The following is a 17,504-nucleotide window of genomic DNA, read 5'->3' on the forward strand; positions in this document are numbered from 1 at the left end:
CGCCGTATCGGGAATTCGCAGGTCCCCAAAGCCACCCCCGGCTTTCGGGAGGGCGCGAATGCGCCTAGCGTATGGATATGGCGGTGCAAGAACCGATCGGGGGAATTGCCGTCGCCGTCGTCCGCGAGGACGGCCGGTGGCGATGCAGCCCTATGGACAGCTCGGTGCTCACCGACCTCGACAAGGCGATCACCGAGCTGCGCGGGCTGCGGTCCACCGGCGCGGTGTTCGGCCTCCTCGATGTCGACGACGAGTTCTTCGTTGTTGTCCGCCCGACCCCGGGCGGAGTGGACCTGCTGCTCTCCGACGCGGGCGCGGCGCTGGACTACGACGTGGCCGCGGACGTGCTCGACCTGCTGCGCGTCGATCCACCCGATCCGGACGACGACGAGATCTGGCCGGAGGGCGACCTCGGGCTGCTCGCCGACCTCGGCATGCCCGAACCCGAGCTGCGCCTCGTGGTCGGCGAGGACGAGCTCTACCCCGACGAGCAGCTGCGCATGATCGCCCAGCGCTGCGGCTTCGTCGACGAGTTCGACAAGGTCGCGGAACCCCTGCTGGCCTGAGCGCATGACACCGTTCGCCACCCCGGCCGACCGGGCGCTGGTCCGCGCCGCGATCGAGGTCGCCCGCACCGCGTCCGCCTCGGGCGATGTGCCGATCGGCGCCGTCGTCGTGGCCCCGGACGGGACCGAGCTGGCGCGCGCCCGCAACGCCCGCGAAGAGCTGGGCGATCCCACGGCGCACGCCGAGATCCTGGCGCTGCGCGCGGCGGCGGCCCGCAACGGCGACGGCTGGCGGCTGGAGAACTGCACGCTGGCGGTGACCGTCGAGCCCTGCACCATGTGCGCGGGCGCGCTCGTGCTCTCCCGGATCGGTCGCGTGGTCTTCGGCGCGTGGGAACCGAAGACCGGGGCCGCGGGTTCGCTGTGGGACGTGCTCAGGGACCGCAGGTCCAATCACCGGCCCGAAGTGGTCGGCGGCGTCCTCGAAGCCGAGTGCGCGGAGCTGATGAACGACTACTTCGCAGACCCCTCGCATCGCGCCGGGGGGCCGTGAAAACCCTGTGCGGAGCTCGGGTAGGCTGTCCCACGGTAGCGTGTCCGAGCGGCCGAAGGAGCACGCCTCGAAAGCGTGTGAGGGTTCACGCCCTCCGTGGGTTCAAATCCCACCGCTACCGCTCTGAACAGGACGAATGCCGGTTCCCCGATCTCGCGGGAACCGGCATTCGTTTTTTGTCAGAGCAGGACCGGCAGGGTCTGCGGAGTGCGCAGCATGTAGTCGGGGTCGTAGCTGATTCCGTTGTCCGGTAAGGCCAAACGCATATCGGGGAACCGTTCGCGCAGTGTCGTCAGCGCGGTGGTGATCTCCAGCTTGGCGACCTCCCGCCCGGCGCACATGTGCGGTCCGGAGCCGAAGGTGACCGCCTTGGCGCCGTCGTTCTCCCCGCGTCCGGGAAGCACCGCGTGCGGGTCTGGGAACCGTCGCGGGTCGCGGTTGGCCGCACCGATCATGATGAAGATCGAGCTCCCCTTCGGGACCACCGAGCCATCGGCGAGCACGACGTCCTGTTCGGCGTAGCGCCGCCAAGCGACCACGCCGGTTTCCTTGCGGAGGATGTCTTCCAACATGGCCGGGACCCGTTCGGGTTCGCGGAGCACGTCCCAGTGCTCGCGCCCCTCGTCGGAGAGCAGGTACCGGGTGCTGTTGAGCAGTGCCCCGTAGCTCGACGAATAGCCCGCCACCATGATGTTCATCAGCGCGGCCGCGGCCAGCTTGGGTGCGAGGCCCTGGGCCAACAGGTGGCTGGCGAGGTCCTGGGCGGGAGCCTTGGAGCGTGCGGTCACGAGCCTGCGGCAGGCGCGGGACAGGTCGCTGAGCCCTCGCAGGGTGGCGACGCGGTCAGGACGGTCGATGATGCGGGCCAGCAGGGCGATCTGGGCGTCGCTCCACGCCTTGATCTGGCCTTCCTCCTCCGCGGGGAACCCGAGCAGTTCGCTGATCACGCCCGAGGCCAGCGGCCTGGCGAAGATGCCCTCGTAGTCGACCGGCCCGCCGCTCTCGGCGGCCGCGGCTGCCAGGGCATCGGCCGCGACCTCGACCCGCCGGGCGACGATCGCGCCGAAGTTCGTGCGCGTCGCGTCCGGACGCATGGAGAGCCCGCGAGGGCGGGCGAACATGGCTTTCATGACCGTGCTGTGAGTGGCCTTGTCGGCGTTGTTGGTGGCCCTGGGCACCGTGGCCAGGTGGGCGATGTGCGGGATCGCCGTCAGGTGGGTCGCGAATTTCGGGAACGGGGTCAGTGGATCCAGGGTGTTCCGGGTGGACACGGCCGGACCGGCGCCTTTGGCGATCTTCTCGACATCGTCGTAGCGCCACACCGCCTGCATTCCGGTCTTCTGGTCGAGGAAGGTCGAGAGGTTCGAGGAATGCAGGCTGTCGTAGTAGTCGGCGAGTGCCGAGGGCTCATACGCCCCCGGCTCGGTGAACGGCACGTGGGTTTTGTTCACGTCGCATTTCCAGAGGTCGGCGGGGCCATCTGCTGGGTGCACATCGTGGGCGGGGGAACTGCGCCCTGTCAATGGCCGGCCTTTTTGCAGTCGTTTGCGGGATTTTGTGGCAACCCGAAGGGAATACGAGCGCGATTTACCGAGTGCTCAGAAGAACTCGTCCAGCAGTTGGTAGAACTCCAGCCGCTCCGGATCGGGTACCTCGCCGTAGGCCGCGAAGAACCGCCCGGCGTGGGCCGGGCCGAGGCTGCGCGCGGCCAGCGCGAGGTCGTTGTAGCGGTCCGCGACCCCGAGCCGTCCCACGTCGATCAGCCCGGTCACGGTGAGCGTTTCCGGGTCGAGCAGCACGTTCGGCGTGCAGAGATCGCCGTGGCAGACCACGAGGTCCTCGCGCGCCGGGCGAGTCGCCTCGACTTCCTTGACCACCTCCAGCGCGGTGCTGCCCAGCCGGTGCTCGTCGAAGTCGGTCTCGTCGACGAGACCGGCTTCGGCGTTGGCGCGGGCCTTCGGGATGACCACGTCGAGGGTGCGGTCGAAGGGGCAGTCCGCCACCGGTAGCGCGTGCAGCGCCCGCGTGATCTCCGCCAGCGCGGTGACCTGCCCGGCGGTCCACGCCCGCTCGTCGCCGCCCAGCTCGGCGAGGGATCGTCCGGGCACCGCCGCGGTCACCATCCAGCTCGCCTCCGCGTCGCCGCCGAGCTCAACGACCTCCGGCGCGGGCAGCCCCTGTGCCCGCAACCAGCGCAGGCACCCCGCCTCTTCGAGCAGGTCCGTGCCGCCCTCGACGGTCTTCAGGAAGTAGGCGGGCGAGCCCGACAGGCGCCAGACCCCGGCCCCGGAGCAACCGATTGTCACCTGCTCCCAGGCGTGCCGGTGGTAGCGGGAGTGCAACTGCTCCATCACCCATCCAGCATCGCTGACCACGCAATCGGTTTCGAACTGGTGGCAAGTTGTTGCATGAGCGCCTATCCAAGTTCACTCCGTCGGGGAAAGATTCCACCTCCCGAATACCCGTACGGGAGGACGCGTGACCCCGCACCGCCGCCGCACCACCCTGTCGGCACTGGCAAGCACAACCCTGCTCGTCGCACTCGCCCCCGCCGCCGCCGCGGCTCCGTCCCCGGACGCGGTCATCGCCGAGGTCTACGGCGGTGGCGGCAACGCCGGGGCCACGCTGACCACGGACTTCATCGAGCTGAGCAGCCCGTCCGCGGTCTCCCTCGACGGCTGGAGCGTGCAGTACCTGCCCGCGGCTCCGTCGCCGACCAGCCGCTGGCAGGTCACCAAGCTCTCCGGGAGCGTCCCCGCGGGCAAGCGCTACCTGGTCGCACAGGGCAAGGGCGGCGGCGGCATGGTCGCGCTGCCGACCCCGGACGCGACCGGGACGACCAACATGTCCGGCACCGGGGGCACGGTCGCGCTGGTCACCAACGATCAGCCGCTGACCTGCCTCAGCGCCGCGGACTGCGCCGCCGTGCCCGCGATCCGCGACCTGGTCGGCTTTGGCGCCGCCGCGGTCCGCGAGGGCGCTGCCGCCCCGACCCCGAGCAACACCACCTCGGTCGCGCGCAAGGCCGACACCGACGACAACTCCGCCGACTTCACCGCGGGTGAGCCGAGCCCGGAGAACAGCAAGGGCGAGCGCCCCGGCGGTGGCGAGCCCGGCCCGGCTCCGCAGAAGGCCCGCATCCACCAGATCCAGGGCACCACGCGGCTGTCCCCGCTGGTGGGCACGCAGGTCATCGACGTGCCCGGCGTGGTGACGGGGGTCCGCGCGTTCGGCTCTTCGCGCGGCTTCTGGTTCCAGGACGCGCAGCCCGACTCCGACCCGCGCAGCAGCGAGGGCCTGTTCGTCTTCACCGGCACCACGACGCCGAACGTCAAGGTCGGCGACGCGGTCCTGGTGGCGGGCAAGGTCGCCGAGTTCTACCCGCTGGCCAGCGGAGAGACCGTCGCCAACACCGCGAACCAGTCGGTCACCCAGCTCACCGACGCGCAGTGGACCGTGCAGTCCGGCGGCAACGCCGTTCCCGCCGCGGAGCTGCTCAAGCCCGACACCGTGCCGGTGCCGATCGCGCCGAGCCCCGGCGGCAACATCGAGGCGCTCGCCCTGGAGCCCGCGAAGTTCGCGCTCGACTTCTACGAGTCCCGCGAAGGCATGCGGCTGCGGGTCGACGACGCGCGCGTGGTCGGCGCGACGGACGACTTCAACGCGCTGTGGGTGACCAGCAAGCCCGGTCAGAACCCCACCGTGCGCGGCGGCTCGAACTACCAGTCCTACGCCGACGCCAACACCGGCCGCATCAAGATCGAGTCGCTGATCCCGTTCGCGGAGCGGCCGTTCCCGGTCGCCAACGTCGGCGACAGGCTGACCGGCACGACCGAGGGGCCGCTGGACTACAGCCGGTTCGGCGGGTACGTGCTCCAGGCCGGTGCGCTCGGCAAGCACGTCGCCGGGCCCCTCGCGCCGGAGTCGACCCGCAAGCAGCGCGAGCACGAGCTGGCCACCGCGACCTACAACGTGGAGAACCTGTCCACAAAGGACGCTCAGGCGAAGTTCGACCGGCTCGCCGGGGCGGTCGTCCGCAACCTCGCAGCACCGGACATCGTTGCGCTGGAAGAGATCCAGGACAACAACGGCTCCACCAACGACTCCGTGGTCTCCGCCGACGAGACGCTGCGCCGCTTCACCGACGCGATCGTGGCCGCCGGTGGCCCGCGCTACGAGTGGCGCCAGATCAACCCGGTCGACGACGCCGACGGCGGCCAGCCCGGCGGCAACATCCGGGTGGCCTTCCTGTTCAACCCGAAGCGAGTGTCCTTTGTGGACCGTCCGGGTGGCGACGCGGTGACCCCGGTGACCGTGCAGCGGGAGTGGGGCCGCGCGAAGCTCAGTGCCTCGCCCGCCCGCATCGCCCCGGCCGATCCCGCGTGGCAGGCCAGCCGCAAGCCCCTGGTCGGCGAGTTCCGCTTCCCGGCCCAGGGACCGTTGCAGCGCAACGTGTTCGTGGTCGCCAACCACTTCAACTCCAAGGGCGGCGACCAGCCGCTGCACGGCCGCATCCAGCCGCCGGTGCGCTCCAGCGAGACCCAGCGGCTCGCCCAGGCCAAGCTCGTCCGCGGCTTCGTCGACAGCCTGCTGAAGGCCGAGCGCAACGCCAACGTCGTGGTCCTCGGTGACCTCAACGACTACGTGTTCTCCCCGGCCGTGCAGACCCTGCTCGACCCCAGGGCGCTCGCCGCGCCGATGGACCGGCTGCCCACCGGTGAGCGCTACAGCTACGTCTACGAGGGCAATTCGCAGACGCTGGACCACATCCTGGTCGGCAGCCGCCTGCTCAAGCGGGCCAACCTGGACGTCGTGCACATCAACGCCGAGTTCCACGACCAGGCCAGCGACCACGACCCGCAGGTCGTGCGGTTCCTCCCGCGCACCGGCGTCGACTGGTTCGACGATCTGGAGGAGCTGCTCCACAACCTGCTCCCCTGAGTTCCGCGCTCTCCGGCCCGCTCCCGTCTTCTGGGGCGGGCCGGAGGCGTATCAGCACATCGGGGGATGCTTTGCCAGCGCGGCAAATACGCCTTCGTTGAGATCGTGCGGGGCGTGTGCGACGACGGAATCCGCAAACCCCTCTTCGCGGCCGCTCAGATCCTGCGTGACGTGGACGCGGGCGTACCCCGCCTCGACGAGGAGGCCGCGCTGGACGTCCTGATCAACCTGTCCGAGGCCCTGCTCCTGCTGCTCCACGCCAAGCGCGATACGAGCAAGGAGGAACCGTGATGGCTGGACTCATCCGGAGGCTGCGGTGAGGGGGTACATCGTCATCATCGAGCGCGACGACGGGGGAGGGCTCAGTGCATGGGTACCCGACCTGCTGGGCGTCGTGGCGGCAGCTGGCACCTACGACGAGTGCGTGGCGCTCATGCGAGACGCCGTTCCCTTCCACCTTGAGGGCATGCGCGAGAACGGAGAGTCCGTGCCGGAACCAACGGTGGCCGGTGTGGTGACCGTCGACGCGGCCTGATCGCAGGACCAACTCAACCACGCTGGCCGGGGGTCCGGGGGCGGAGCCCGCCGGGCGGGGTCTGGGGGTCGCACCCCCAGAAAACAGGCGAGGCGACGCGGTCCGCGCAGTTCGCGGACACACGTCGCCTTCGGCGAGCGGAGGATGCGGGATTTGAACCCGCGAGGGTTTTACCCCAACACGATTTCCAATCGTGCGCACTAGGCCACTATGCGAATCCTCCGTCGCAGACTTTACCGGAGGAGGGTGTTGCCGCCCAAAACGGGGGGGCAGGCGGGGTTCGGCAGCCGGTAGGCGCCGCGGGCGATCCCGGCGAGCACGACCGTGGCGGTGGCGTCGGCGTCGAGTTCGCCGGAGTCGACGGCGTGGTTCTCCCACTGACCGAGGTCGGCGAACTGGCGGTGCATCTCCCGCACCGGGTCCTCCTCGGTGAGCGCGTCCTCGCCCCGGTCCACCGCGCGGGCGACGGTGGTCTCCTCGTCCGGCCGCAGCACCACGTAGTGCACGGCGATCTCGTTGCCCGAGTGGCGGAACGCGTCGAGGAACCACGGGCCGAGCACGCCGTCGCAGACCACGTCGTAGCCACCGGCGGCGTAGCCGAAGGCGGCGGTGGCGATGACCTTGGTGACGACGTCGTTCTGGTGCTGGGCCTCCGGCAGGTACGGCAGCACGGAACCGCGCCGGATGTAGCCGTAGAAGTCGTCGGTGTGCAGGTGCACGCTCGACGAGAACTCGTCGGCGAGGAGGCGGGCCACGGTGCTCTTGCCCGCCCCGGGCGGTCCGCTGAGGAGGATGACCTGTCCGCTCATCCCCTGATCATGACGGCTCGACGCGCAGTTCCGCTTCGATTTCCCGCAGGAGCGCCTCATCGCGGTCGATCGCGTCGGGATCGTCCGAGGCCAGCACGACGTGCCCCAGGCTGGTCCACAGGTCCACCGTTCGAGCGACCACCGAGCCGTCCAGGTGCGGCAGCACCGCGTTGTGCAGGGTCGGCAGCAGCTCCGCGAGGCGGCCGAGCCGTTCGGCGGAACGCAGGACGCCGGAGCCGGGCGCCGACAGGTACACCGAGCGCACGTGCCGCAGGAGCTCGTAGCCGCTCACGGCGTGCTTGCGCTCGACCCAGTGCCGGACGGTGCGGTCCACCTGCGAGTCACCCACCGCGAGCCGGGTGACGTCCTGCTGGTCGGAACCGGCCAGGCGGGCGCCGACCTCGATCAGCCGGGGACCGGCCGGGGTCATCATCACCTCGACGTGCGCGGGGCCGTTGCGCAGGCCGACCGCGTCGAGCACCTGCCGCACGTAGCCGAACAGCGGCGCGATGACCTCCTCGCCGGGCGGGATCACCGTGGTGGAGAGATAGAGCCCGAGCCGGTTCCCCAGGCTCTGCTTGGCGTAGCGCCACACCGACACGAGCCCGTGCGTGCCGTCGACGGAGTAGGTGTCGACCTCGTACTCCACGCCCTCGGCCAGTTCCTGCACCAGCACCTCTGTGTTGGTCAGCTCCAACCTGTTGACGCTGCCCAGAATCCGGTCGAAGAGCGCGCGCCAGTCATCGCCGGCCCGCGCGACGAACACATCGTCGGCGCCCGCGCTGTTCTGCGGCTTCAGCACGATCGCGGAATCGCTGAGATCGTTGGCGCGCAACCACTCCGCGACCTCGTCGGCATCGGAGGAGCTCAGCTGTCTCAGGTGCGGGACACCCGCGTCCGCCAGTGCGAGGGCCATCTGCCACTTGTCGCGCCGCGCCGCGGACAGCTCCGGCACGTTGCTCCGGCCGGGCAGCAGCCGCTCGGAGAGGCGTTCGGCGGCCTCGACCCCGCTCTCCGCGCCCGGCAGCACGCACAGCGGGTCCAGCTCCCGCAGCCGCCGGGTGAGCTTGTCCTCGTCGTCGAGCACGAAGACCTCGGAGAAGTGCTCCGGGTGCCAGGTCGTCAGGAACGACGCGATGGGCTCCGGCGTCGTGAGCACCGCGACCGCGGGAACTCCCCGTTCGGCGAACACGGGTGCGAGCGCGCTGCCCGCGGAGTAGGGGTCGACGAGTACCACGTTGTGCATCGGTGCAGGTTAGCGATACTGCCGTGAAGAATTCACCTTCTGTTCGGCGCTGGCCGGACGGATGTGACGGAGACCTCCGACCGGCTGATTTCACCGGTCACACCGGGCGGCGCGGACATGATCGAGTCACTGTTTCGCCCATGGAGCGGGACAGGGCCGGTCTGCATCGCTGGTTGATGCGAGCGACCGCTGCGCTGTGCGTGCTGTCGGGCGCGGGTCTGCTGGCGGCGTTGTCGCTCGCGGACCGGCCGCGGCTGGCCGCCCTGGTCGGTTGCGCGGTGGTGTTCCTGTCCGCGCTCGTGGTGTTCGTCGTCCATCCTTTCGGGCGCGAGCCCCGGCACTACTGGATCTGCTCGGCGGCCGTCAGCGCGTTGTGCCTGGCGGGGCTCGTCGGCACGTGGCACCTCGTGCACGAGGACGACCACCACGTGGTGATCGGCGCCGAGGTCACCTCGACGGAGACGACGGACGCCTACCTCGCACAGGAACTGCCGCGGGGCAGCAACCCGTGGCGCGTGCCGACCGGTGTCTACCTGGAGTCCATCCAGTTCGCCAACAGCAACGAGGTCAAGGTCAGCGGCTACGTCTGGCAGCGCTACAGCGACGAGATCCCCGCGTCGGTCGCGCGCGGCGTCGTGCTGCCGGAGGCCGACGACTCCTACCCCGCGAAGCAGGCGTACCGCCACCGCGAGCCCGGCGCGGAGGTGATCGGCTGGTACTTCAAGACCGCGTTCGTGCAGAAGTTCGACTACACGCGCTACCCGTTGGACAGGCAGGACGTGTGGATCCGGATGTGGCACCCCGACCTGGACCGCCGCGTCGTGCTCACACCGGACTTCGGCGCGTACCCGCGGCCGTGGGAGGCGAACGCGATGCACGGGCTGGACCCCCAGTTCGTCACCGCGCGCTGGCAGCCGCAGTCCACCCTGTTCAGCTACTCGCGGCACGACTACACGACGAACTTCGGGCAGGGGCGCTACGCGGACCGGCCGCCGTTCCCGGAGCTGTACTTCAACCTGCTGGTGAGCCGCCAGTTCCACGGGCCGCTGTTCGAGACGCTGGTGCCGACGGGGTTCATCGCGGTGCTGGTGTTCGCGGCGCTGTTCGTCACCACCCGCGGCGACGAGCTGCGCAGGACCTTCGTCGGCTTCACCTCGTTCGGGGTGATCAGCTTCGCGGTGAGCATGGTGCTCGTGGTCGCCGTGCGGCAGAACGCGATCAGGGAGGCGACGGCCGCGCCCGGCATCGTGTACCTGGAGTACTACTCGTTCGTGCTGTACCTGGTCGTGCTGCTGAGCGCGATCAACGCCCTCCTGGTCACCGCGCGCAACCCGACGATGGTGGTGCGCTGGCGGGACAACCTGCTGCCGAGGATCGCCTACTGGCCGGTGCTGTTCGGGTTCTCCCTGGCAGCGACCCTGTACACGTTGGGATGAGCGGCGCGCTACACTGATCGAGGACCCCATGCGGTGCGCATCTCGTGAACCTCCCCAGGGCCGGAAGGCAGCAAGGATAAGCGGGCTCTGGCAGGTGCGTGGGGTCCCCTTTTATGTCTCCATCGGCCCGGATTCCTCCGTTGTCGGTGCCCGCCAGTAAGGTGCGGAACCGTGGCGCTGGCCCTGTATCGCAAGTACCGCCCGGCGAGCTTCTCTGAGGTCGTCGGGCAGGAGCACGTCACCGAGCCGCTGCGCATGGCGTTGCGGGCCGGTCGGATCAACCACGCCTACCTCTTCTCCGGCCCACGCGGCTGCGGCAAGACCTCCAGCGCGCGCATCCTCGCCCGCTCGCTGAACTGCGCGCAGGGCCCGACGCCGGACCCGTGCGGCGAGTGCAACTCCTGCGTCGCGCTGGCCCCCGAGGGCAGCGGCAACGTCGACGTGGTCGAGCTCGACGCGGCCAGCCACGGCGGCGTCGACGACACCAGGGAGCTGCGCGACCGCGCGTTCTACGCCCCGGCCGAGTCGCGCTACCGCGTCTTCATCATCGACGAGGCGCACATGGTCACCACGCAGGGCTTCAACGCCCTGCTGAAGATCGTCGAAGAGCCGCCGGACCACCTGATCTTCATCTTCGCCACCACCGAGCCGGAGAAGGTGCTCGGCACCATCCGCTCGCGGACCCACCACTACCCGTTCCGGCTGATGCCGCCCGGGGTGATGCGCGAGCTGGTCGAGCGGATCTGCGCCGACGAGGGCGTCCAGGTCGAGCCCGCGGTGTTCCCGCTGGTCATCCGCGCGGGTGGGGGATCGGCGCGGGACACGCTCTCGGTGATGGACCAGCTGCTCGCCGGTGCCGGGCCGGAGGGAGTGACCTACGCGCGCGCCGTCTCACTGCTGGGCGTCACCGACGTGGCGCTGATCGACGAGATGGTCGACGCGCTCGGCGCGCACGACGGCTCCGGGGTCTTCGGCACGGTGCACCGCCTGGTGGAGGCGGGCCACGACCCGCGCCGCTTCGCCACCGACCTGCTCGACCGGCTGCGCGACCTGGTGCTGCTGCACGCGGTGCCGGACGCGGGGGAGCGCGGGCTGGTCGACGCTCCCGCCGAACAGCTCACCACGATGCTCGGCCAAGTGGACAAGATCGGCGCGGGCACGCTGACCCGCTACGCCGAGATCGTCCACAATGGACTGATCGACATGCGGGGCGCGACCGCCCCCCGGCTGGTGCTGGAACTGCTGTGCTCGCGGATGCTGCTCCCCGGGGCCGCCGACAGCGAGGCCGCGCTGCTCGACCGCCTCGACCGCCTGGAACGGCGCGCTCCGGCCGTGGCGCCGGTCGCCGCCGCCCCAGTCGCCGCCGCCCCAGTCGCCGCTACCGTCCCGACCGCTGCCGCCGCCCCGGTCACAGCTGCTCCCACACCCGCGCCCGCCGCCACGGCTCCGGCGCCGACCGCCGCGCCGCCGCCCGGTGATCGCCCGGTCTTCCAGCGCCGTTCGCAGGCCCCGGCAGCTCCCGAACCCGCTCCCGAACCCGAGGCAGCGAAGCCCCCGCAGCGCCCGGCCACTCCCGAGCCCGCGCCGGAACCCGAACCGGTCGCGGCAGCGCCCGGCACGGTGGACGCGGCGATGCTGCGGCAGTCGTGGCCCGCGTTGCTCGCCGCGGTCCGCGCCCAGAGCCGCAGCACCGAGGCGATGCTGACCAACGCCGCCGTGCAGTCGGTGGAGGGCAACACGATCACGCTGAGCCACACCGCGGAACCGCTGGCCAAGCGGCTGTCCGATCCGAGGAACAGCGACGCCATCGCCGCCGCCGTCGAGAGCGTGCTCGGCGGGAAGTGGCAGGTCCGCTGCGTGGCGGGCAACGCGGCCGCCGCGCCCGTGCAGCAGGCCCCCGCCGCCAAGCCCGCGGCCGAGCGCCCCGTGGTGCAGCGCCGCAGCCAACAGCCCCAGCAACAGCAGTCCTCGGTCGACACCGCGGCCGCCCCGGCCCCGAGCCGCCGCCCGGAGCCGGTCCGCAGGCCCGCGGCCGACGAGCCGCCACCGCCGGAGCCGCCCGCCGACTTCGACGAGCTGCCGCCGCCCGACCCCGCGAGCGAACGCGCGGACGAGGAGGCGATGCTCGACGAGGTCGCCGCGGCCCCCATGGGCAGCCCGGACGTGAAGCAGCACGACCCGGACGAGGAGATCATCAAACTCTTCAGCCCCCTGGGCGCTCGCCGCATCGACTGAGCCCTGTCCCCGTTTCGTACTCATAGCGGGATTTGGGAGCGCTCTCTTTCCCGGCAAGAGTACGAAACGGGTCACCACCGGGTGGTGAGGCCGATGAGGCCGAGGATGAGCAGGGTGATCGGGAAGATCCACGTCCACACGGTGTAGAGCGTGCCGACGGCGGGGGCGCGCGGGTCCACGTAGACGCAGACGCGCTTGCCCACGCCGAACGAGCTCTGCCTGCGCGCTCCGGTCCAGCTGCGCCGCACGCGGCCGTCGATCTCGTACTCCACCTGCGGCTCGTAGGTGGTGTCCCCGGAGCGCGAGCGCTGCGCGACGATCATGCCGCCGACCTTGCGCGAGGCCCTGGCGAAGCGGAGCGCGCCAACCAGGACGCCGATCCCAGCCACCACGAGCAGGCCGGAGAACAGCGGGAACACCAGTTGCGCCTGGAGCGGGGCCAGCCAGGCCGCGGCCAGCAGCAGCACCCCGTAGCCGATCAGCGCTCCCGGCATCACCGTGCGCGGAGTGCCGGTCAGCCGCAGCGCCGCGGGGTGTTCGAGGCAGGGGTGGACCTGGAGCTCGTCGCCTGCCTCGACGGCCAGGCGGGTGGGCGCCAGCTCGACCAGCTCCCCGTCGCGGGGCCCGGCCACCAGGCGCAGCGTCGCGGTCCGCTTGCCGCCGGCCGCGTCCGCGACCTCCTCGACCCGGGCCCGCAGCAGTGACCGCTGCGTGTTCCGCCGTCGCAGCGACCAGTAGACGCCACCGGAGAGCACCAGCCCGCTGATCACGGACAGGGCGATGCGCGTGGTGTCCTTCGCAACCACGATGTCGGCGAGGGCGCTGCTCATGGCTGAAGTGATAACTCTCCGACTGCCCGGTGCCGCAGCCGGGCGGGCGATCGATACCAACTCGGCGCCCGCCGGAGACCGCTTGGACCAGTGCGTTACCCCAGGTAGCGCAGCACGCCGTCGAGGATCGCGCTCGCGTACCGGGCCCGGCCCGCCGCGCTGGAGAGCTGGGCGGCGTCCTCCGGGTGGCGCATGTTGCCGCATTCGACCAGCACGGCCGGAACGGTGGAGTGGTTCATCCCGGCGATGTCCGGCCTGCCGTGCAGACCGTCCTTGCCGACGTAGTTGGACGCCGGGAAACCCTTGGCGCGCAAGGAGTCCCGCACCGTCCCGGCCAGCTTCGCCGCGGGCTCGCGCTGCGCGGCGTTCAGCGGCGGGGCCGAGTAGATGATGTGGAAACCGCGCGCGGTGGGGGAGTTCGCGCCGTCCGCGTGGATGGAGACCACGGCGTCCGCGCTCGCCCGGTTGCCGATCTTCGCGCGCTCGTCGACGCACGGGCCGACGCCGGTGTTGTTCTCCCGCGTCATGATCACCTTGACGCCGCGCGCGGTCAGCGCCTGCCGCACGCGGGTGGCGACGTCCCAGGTGAACTCGTGCTCGTTGTAGCCGGCGTTGGTCGCGGTGCCCGTGGTGTTGCACGCCTTCGTGCCACCGCGGCCGTCCGGGACCGGCTTGTTGATGATGGACGGGTTGGCGGCGTTGCGGCCGTTGTGACCGGGGTCGATCACCACGGTCTTGCCCGCGAGCCCGCCCGCCTCGACGGACGAGCCGGAGGAGGTTGCGGGCGCTGGCTCGGCCGCGGCCTCCGAGGAGGGCGGCGGTGTGGCAGCACTGGACGGCGGGGTGGGCGATGGGCCACCGCAGGCGGTGAACACCACGGCGGCGGATCCGGCCACGAGGAAGCTCAAGTCACGGCGTCGCACGCGATACACGGTGCCAGACCGACCGCGACTACCCTGACGACATGCTGTGCCTTTCCGGTGCACAGCTCGCCGAGAGGAGCCGTTTTGCAGCCCGGTGGCATGCCTGACATGCAGCAGATCCTGCAGCAGGCCCAGCAGATGCAGCAGCAGCTCATGGTCGCCCAGCAGGAGCTGGCCGACGCCGAGGTGACCGGCAACGCCGGTGGCGGCCTGGTCACCGCGACCGTCTCGGGCGCGGGCGAGCTCAAGGCGCTGACGATCGACCCCAAGGTCATCGACCCCGAGGACCCGGACACGCTGGCCGACCTGGTGGTCGCCGCGGTCCGCGACGCCAACACCAACGCGCAGGAGCTGGCCCAGCGCGCCATGGGCCCGCTGGCCGGTGGTCTCGGCGGCGGGTTCCAGCTCCCCGGGATGTAGGCAAGGGACACGTGTACGAGGGACCGGTCCAGGACCTGATCGACGAGCTCGGCCGGTTGCCCGGCGTCGGGCCGAAGAGCGCTCAGCGCATCGCCTTCCACCTGCTCGCGGCCGAGCCCGCGGACGTGACCCGGCTGCAGGAGGTGCTGCAGAAGGTCAAGGAGGGCATCCAGTTCTGCGACGTGTGCGGCAACGTCTCCGAGGAGACCACCTGCCGCATCTGCCGGGACCCGCGCCGCGACCTGTCGGTGGTGTGCGTGGTCGAGGAGCCCAAGGACGTGCTCGCCATCGAGCGCACCAGGGAGTTCAAGGGGCGCTACCACGTGCTCGGCGGCGCGCTGGACCCGTTGTCCGGGGTCGGCCCCGACCAGCTGCGCATCCGTGAGCTGCTGTCCAGGATCGGCACCACCCTGGACGGCGTGGACATCACGGAGATCATCATCGCCACCGACCCGAACACCGAGGGCGAGGCGACGGCGACCTACCTGATGCGCATGCTCAAGGACTTCCCCGGCCTGACGGTGACCCGCCTCGCCTCCGGCCTGCCCATGGGCGGTGACCTGGAGTTCGCCGACGAACTGACCCTGGGGCGCGCCCTCTCGGGCCGTCGCGCCATGTGAAGGACGTGATCACCGCGGTCGAGGCGGCTCCGGCCCGCCTCGGTCCGGTGAAGCTCGTCGCCGTCGACGGCCCCTCCGGCGGCGGGAAGTCCACGTTCGCCCGCGCCCTGGTCCGGGCGCTGGGGGTGGAGCGGACGGCGCTGGTGCCGACCGATGACTTCGCGACCTGGGACGAGCCGGTGTCGTGGTGGCCGAGGCTCGTCGAGGGCGTTCTCGATCCTTTCCGGCGCGGTGAGCCAGCCGTTTACCGGCGGACCGAATGGTCGGATGGCTTGCCCCGGATGGGCGCGGAAGTCCGGATCGACACGCCCGAGATCCTGGTCGTGGAAGGCGTCTCCAGTGGCCGTCGCTCGATCCGGTCGTCGCTGTCCGTGTTGGTGTGGGTCTGTTCCGGTGATCGGGAGCTTCGCCTGAAGAGGGCAGTTGCCAGAGACGGCGAAACGTGCCGCGAGCAGCTGCTCCGTTGGCAGGAGTTCGAACAGGGCTGGTTCGCCGTGGACTCCACGGCGGGAAGCGCCGACATCGTGGTCTGACGAACACGTCCGGGAGCAGCAGCCGGTTGACGCCAGAAAGCGGTGTGACTCCCGGGTAACACCGGCGAAAATTCACCCGATCTTACGGCGTTCTGCGTGGCCGGATCGTGACCTGGAGCACTCGGCAACGGGCTCGTAAGGGGTTAGGGTCGGCCACCACACACAGTGACATCGGACCATGAGGTGTGCGCGATGCCCAAGAAACTCACTGCGCTCAGAACCCCCATGCGCAGGCTGGCGGTGGTCGGCGTCGCCGGCGTGACCGCGCTGTCCCTCGCCTCCTGCGCCCAGTCGCAGCGCGGGAACGACGCGGGTCAGGGCAAGGTCGGCGGAACGATGACCTTCGGCGCCGAGGGCGCACCGAAGCTGTTCGACCCGTTCTACGCCACCGACGGCGCCACCTTCCGGATCTCGCGGCAGATCATGGAGGGCCTGGTCGGCTTCGAGCCGGGCACCGCGAAGGCCACGCCCGAGCTGGCCGAGAAGTGGTCCTCCTCCCCGGACGGCAAGGTCTGGACCTTCACCCTGCGGGAGGGCGTGAAGTTCCACGACAACACCGACTTCAACGCCGAGGCGGTCTGCTTCAACTTCAACCGCTGGTACAACCAGAAGGGCGCCGGGCAGAGCGAGGCGGTCTCCCAGTACTGGGTGAACAACTTCGGCGGCTTCTCCGACGGCAAGGACCCGTCGCTGTTCAAGTCCTGCACGGCCAAGGACCCCAAGACCGCCGTCGTCGAGCTGACCGCGACCACGTCGAAGTTCCCCGACGTGCTCGGCCTGCCGTCGTTCTCGATGCAGAGCCCAACCGCGATGCGGAAGTTCAACGCCGACGACGTCAAGGCGCAGGGCGACAGCTTCGTCTACAACGAGTACGCGCTGAAGAACCCGACCGGCACCGGCCCGTTCAAGTTCGTCAACTACGACACGGCGAACAACTCGATCGAACTGGCCCGCTTCGACGGGTACCGCGCTGACAAGGCCAAGCTGGACAAGCTGATCTTCAAGATCATCCCCGATGAGACCGCGCGCAAGCAGGCGCTGCAGACCGGGGACATCGACGGCTACGACTACCCGGCCCCCGCGGACTGGGCGCAGCTGAAGAGCCAGGGCTTCAACGTGGCGATCCGCCCGGCGTTCAACATCATGTACCTGGGCTTCACCCAGAAGACCAACGCCAAGATCAAGGACGTCCGGGTCCGCCAGGCCATCGCGCACGCGATCAACCGCGAGCAGCTGGTCAAGTCGCAGCTGCCCGAGGGCGCCGTGGTGGCGACGCAGTTCATCCCGGACACCGTCGACGGCTACAACCCGGACGTCAAGAAGATCGAGTACAGCACCGCGAAGGCGAAGCAGCTGCTGGCCGAGGCGGGCGCGTCCGACCTGACGGTCAACTTCTACTGGCCCAGCGAGGTCACCCGGCCGTACATGCCGAACCCGAAGGACATCTACGGCGCGATCGCCGCGGACCTCCAGGCGGCGGGCATCAAGATCAACGTCACCACGAAGCCGTGGAACGGCGGCTACCTGACCGATGTCGACCAGGCCAAGGCCGACCTCTTCCTGCTCGGCTGGACCGGTGACTACAACACCGTCGACAACTTCGTGGGCACCTTCTTCGGCACCCCCGGCAACCGCTTCTACACCGCGGGCGCGCCGTGGGGTGAGAAGCTCGCGGCGGACCTGAAGAAGGCCGACGCCGAGCCCAACAAGGCCGCCCGCGACCAGCTCTACAAGGGCCTGAACAAGCAGATCATGGAGGAGTACCTGCCCGGCGTCCCGCTCTCGCACTCGCCGCCCGCGCTGGTGCTGAAGAAGGACATCAAGGGCCTGGTTCCCAGCCCGCTGACCGCTGAGGAGTTCGGCCCCGTCAGCAAGGGCTGATCTCCTCCTCCCACCACGAGAACAACGGGATAGCCA

The 17,504-nt window shown here is 70.2% G+C and carries 17 protein-coding genes, 2 tRNA genes and 1 other RNA gene; 13 read left to right on the plus strand and 7 right to left on the minus strand.

All coding sequences use genetic code 11. The features are described 5' to 3' along the window. The first annotated feature begins 77 nt into the window (after positions 1–77). From NLX83_RS11095 to NLX83_RS11105, 3 genes are all read left to right on the plus strand, one after another. Positions 78–566: a tRNA adenosine deaminase-associated protein gene (locus NLX83_RS11095; protein WP_254234750.1), complete on the plus strand. Its 489-nt coding sequence runs from the start codon at positions 78–80 to the stop codon at positions 564–566. Between the two features lie 4 nt (positions 567–570). Continuing rightward, complete coding sequence (locus tag NLX83_RS11100) at positions 571–1,059, plus strand: nucleoside deaminase (protein WP_254234751.1); 489 nt, start codon at positions 571–573, stop codon at positions 1,057–1,059. Between the two features lie 34 nt (positions 1,060–1,093). Next, positions 1,094–1,180, plus strand: a tRNA-Ser gene (locus NLX83_RS11105). Between the two features lie 58 nt (positions 1,181–1,238). Here NLX83_RS11105 and NLX83_RS41825 read toward each other — a convergent pair. Beyond that, positions 1,239–2,510, minus strand: coding sequence for a cytochrome P450 (locus NLX83_RS41825; RefSeq protein WP_254234752.1), 1,272 nt, complete (start codon positions 2,508–2,510; stop codon positions 1,239–1,241). A gap of 147 nt (positions 2,511–2,657) precedes the next feature. Continuing rightward, on the minus strand, positions 2,658–3,410 hold the full coding sequence (locus tag NLX83_RS11115) for an APH(3') family aminoglycoside O-phosphotransferase (protein WP_254234753.1): 753 nt from the start codon (positions 3,408–3,410) through the stop codon (positions 2,658–2,660). A gap of 127 nt (positions 3,411–3,537) precedes the next feature. Here NLX83_RS11115 and NLX83_RS11120 point away from each other — a divergent pair, with 127 nt between their 5' ends. The 3 genes from NLX83_RS11120 to NLX83_RS11130 all read left to right on the plus strand — a co-directional run bounded on the left by NLX83_RS11120 (position 3,538) and on the right by NLX83_RS11130 (position 6,535). After that, the gene (locus NLX83_RS11120; RefSeq protein WP_254234754.1) at positions 3,538–6,000 is read left to right on the plus strand and encodes an endonuclease/exonuclease/phosphatase family protein; all 2,463 of its coding nucleotides are present in this window, start codon (positions 3,538–3,540) and stop codon (positions 5,998–6,000) included. 114 nt (positions 6,001–6,114) lie between these two features. Then, positions 6,115–6,291, plus strand: a complete 177-nt coding sequence (locus NLX83_RS11125; RefSeq protein ID WP_254234755.1) for a hypothetical protein — start codon at positions 6,115–6,117, stop codon at positions 6,289–6,291. A 25-nt stretch (positions 6,292–6,316) separates the two neighbouring features. Beyond that, positions 6,317–6,535, plus strand: coding sequence for a type II toxin-antitoxin system HicB family antitoxin (locus NLX83_RS11130; protein ID WP_254234756.1), 219 nt, complete (start codon positions 6,317–6,319; stop codon positions 6,533–6,535). A gap of 138 nt (positions 6,536–6,673) precedes the next feature. On the opposite strand, the gene NLX83_RS11135 is transcribed toward NLX83_RS11130, so the two are convergent. From NLX83_RS11135 to NLX83_RS11145, 3 genes are all read right to left on the minus strand, one after another. Next, positions 6,674–6,758 (minus strand) — tRNA-Ser (locus tag NLX83_RS11135). Positions 6,759–6,768: 10 nt separating this feature from the next. Then, positions 6,769–7,344, minus strand: a complete 576-nt coding sequence (locus NLX83_RS11140; RefSeq protein WP_254234757.1) for a zeta toxin family protein — start codon at positions 7,342–7,344, stop codon at positions 6,769–6,771. A gap of 7 nt (positions 7,345–7,351) precedes the next feature. Further along, positions 7,352–8,590, minus strand: coding sequence for an ATP-grasp domain-containing protein (locus NLX83_RS11145; RefSeq protein ID WP_254234758.1), 1,239 nt, complete (start codon positions 8,588–8,590; stop codon positions 7,352–7,354). A gap of 140 nt (positions 8,591–8,730) precedes the next feature. Here NLX83_RS11145 and NLX83_RS11150 point away from each other — a divergent pair, with 140 nt between their 5' ends. From NLX83_RS11150 to NLX83_RS11160, 3 genes are all read left to right on the plus strand, one after another. Then, positions 8,731–10,026: a hypothetical protein gene (locus NLX83_RS11150; RefSeq protein ID WP_254234759.1), complete on the plus strand. Its 1,296-nt coding sequence runs from the start codon at positions 8,731–8,733 to the stop codon at positions 10,024–10,026. 18 nt (positions 10,027–10,044) lie between these two features. After that, an RNA gene (ffs, locus tag NLX83_RS11155) (signal recognition particle sRNA small type) lies at positions 10,045–10,139 on the plus strand. Positions 10,140–10,197: 58 nt separating this feature from the next. After that, a complete protein-coding gene (locus NLX83_RS11160; protein ID WP_254234760.1) occupies positions 10,198–12,261 on the plus strand; it encodes a DNA polymerase III subunit gamma and tau in 2,064 nt (687 codons plus the stop codon). 71 nt (positions 12,262–12,332) lie between these two features. Here the strand turns inward: NLX83_RS11160 and NLX83_RS11165 are convergent, their stop codons facing one another. Together NLX83_RS11165 and NLX83_RS11170 are read right to left on the minus strand one after the other, a co-directional pair. Further along, the gene (locus NLX83_RS11165; RefSeq protein WP_254234761.1) at positions 12,333–13,091 is read right to left on the minus strand and encodes a DUF3592 domain-containing protein; all 759 of its coding nucleotides are present in this window, start codon (positions 13,089–13,091) and stop codon (positions 12,333–12,335) included. A 95-nt stretch (positions 13,092–13,186) separates the two neighbouring features. Further along, on the minus strand, positions 13,187–14,014 hold the full coding sequence (locus NLX83_RS11170) for an N-acetylmuramoyl-L-alanine amidase (RefSeq protein WP_254234762.1): 828 nt from the start codon (positions 14,012–14,014) through the stop codon (positions 13,187–13,189). Between the two features lie 108 nt (positions 14,015–14,122). On the opposite strand from NLX83_RS11170, the gene NLX83_RS11175 reads away from it, so the two are divergent. The 4 genes from NLX83_RS11175 (at position 14,123) to NLX83_RS11190 (ending at position 17,468) form a co-directional block, all read left to right on the plus strand. Beyond that, positions 14,123–14,434, plus strand: a complete 312-nt coding sequence (locus tag NLX83_RS11175; protein ID WP_254234763.1) for a YbaB/EbfC family nucleoid-associated protein — start codon at positions 14,123–14,125, stop codon at positions 14,432–14,434. 11 nt (positions 14,435–14,445) lie between these two features. Beyond that, positions 14,446–15,054, plus strand: coding sequence for a recombination mediator RecR (gene recR / locus NLX83_RS11180; protein ID WP_030428141.1), 609 nt, complete (start codon positions 14,446–14,448; stop codon positions 15,052–15,054). Positions 15,055–15,059: 5 nt separating this feature from the next. Then, positions 15,060–15,587 carry a uridine kinase family protein gene (locus NLX83_RS11185; RefSeq protein WP_254234764.1) on the plus strand — a complete coding sequence of 176 codons (528 nt, stop codon included), beginning with the start codon at positions 15,060–15,062 and terminating at the stop codon, positions 15,585–15,587. Positions 15,588–15,779: 192 nt separating this feature from the next. Then, positions 15,780–17,468 carry an ABC transporter substrate-binding protein gene (locus NLX83_RS11190; protein ID WP_254234765.1) on the plus strand — a complete coding sequence of 563 codons (1,689 nt, stop codon included), beginning with the start codon at positions 15,780–15,782 and terminating at the stop codon, positions 17,466–17,468. The last annotated feature ends 36 nt before the right edge of the window (positions 17,469–17,504 follow it).

Origin of the sequence: Allokutzneria sp. A3M-2-11 16 (assembly GCF_024213555.1) — a bacterium.
Classification (GTDB): domain Bacteria; phylum Actinomycetota; class Actinomycetes; order Mycobacteriales; family Pseudonocardiaceae; genus Allokutzneria.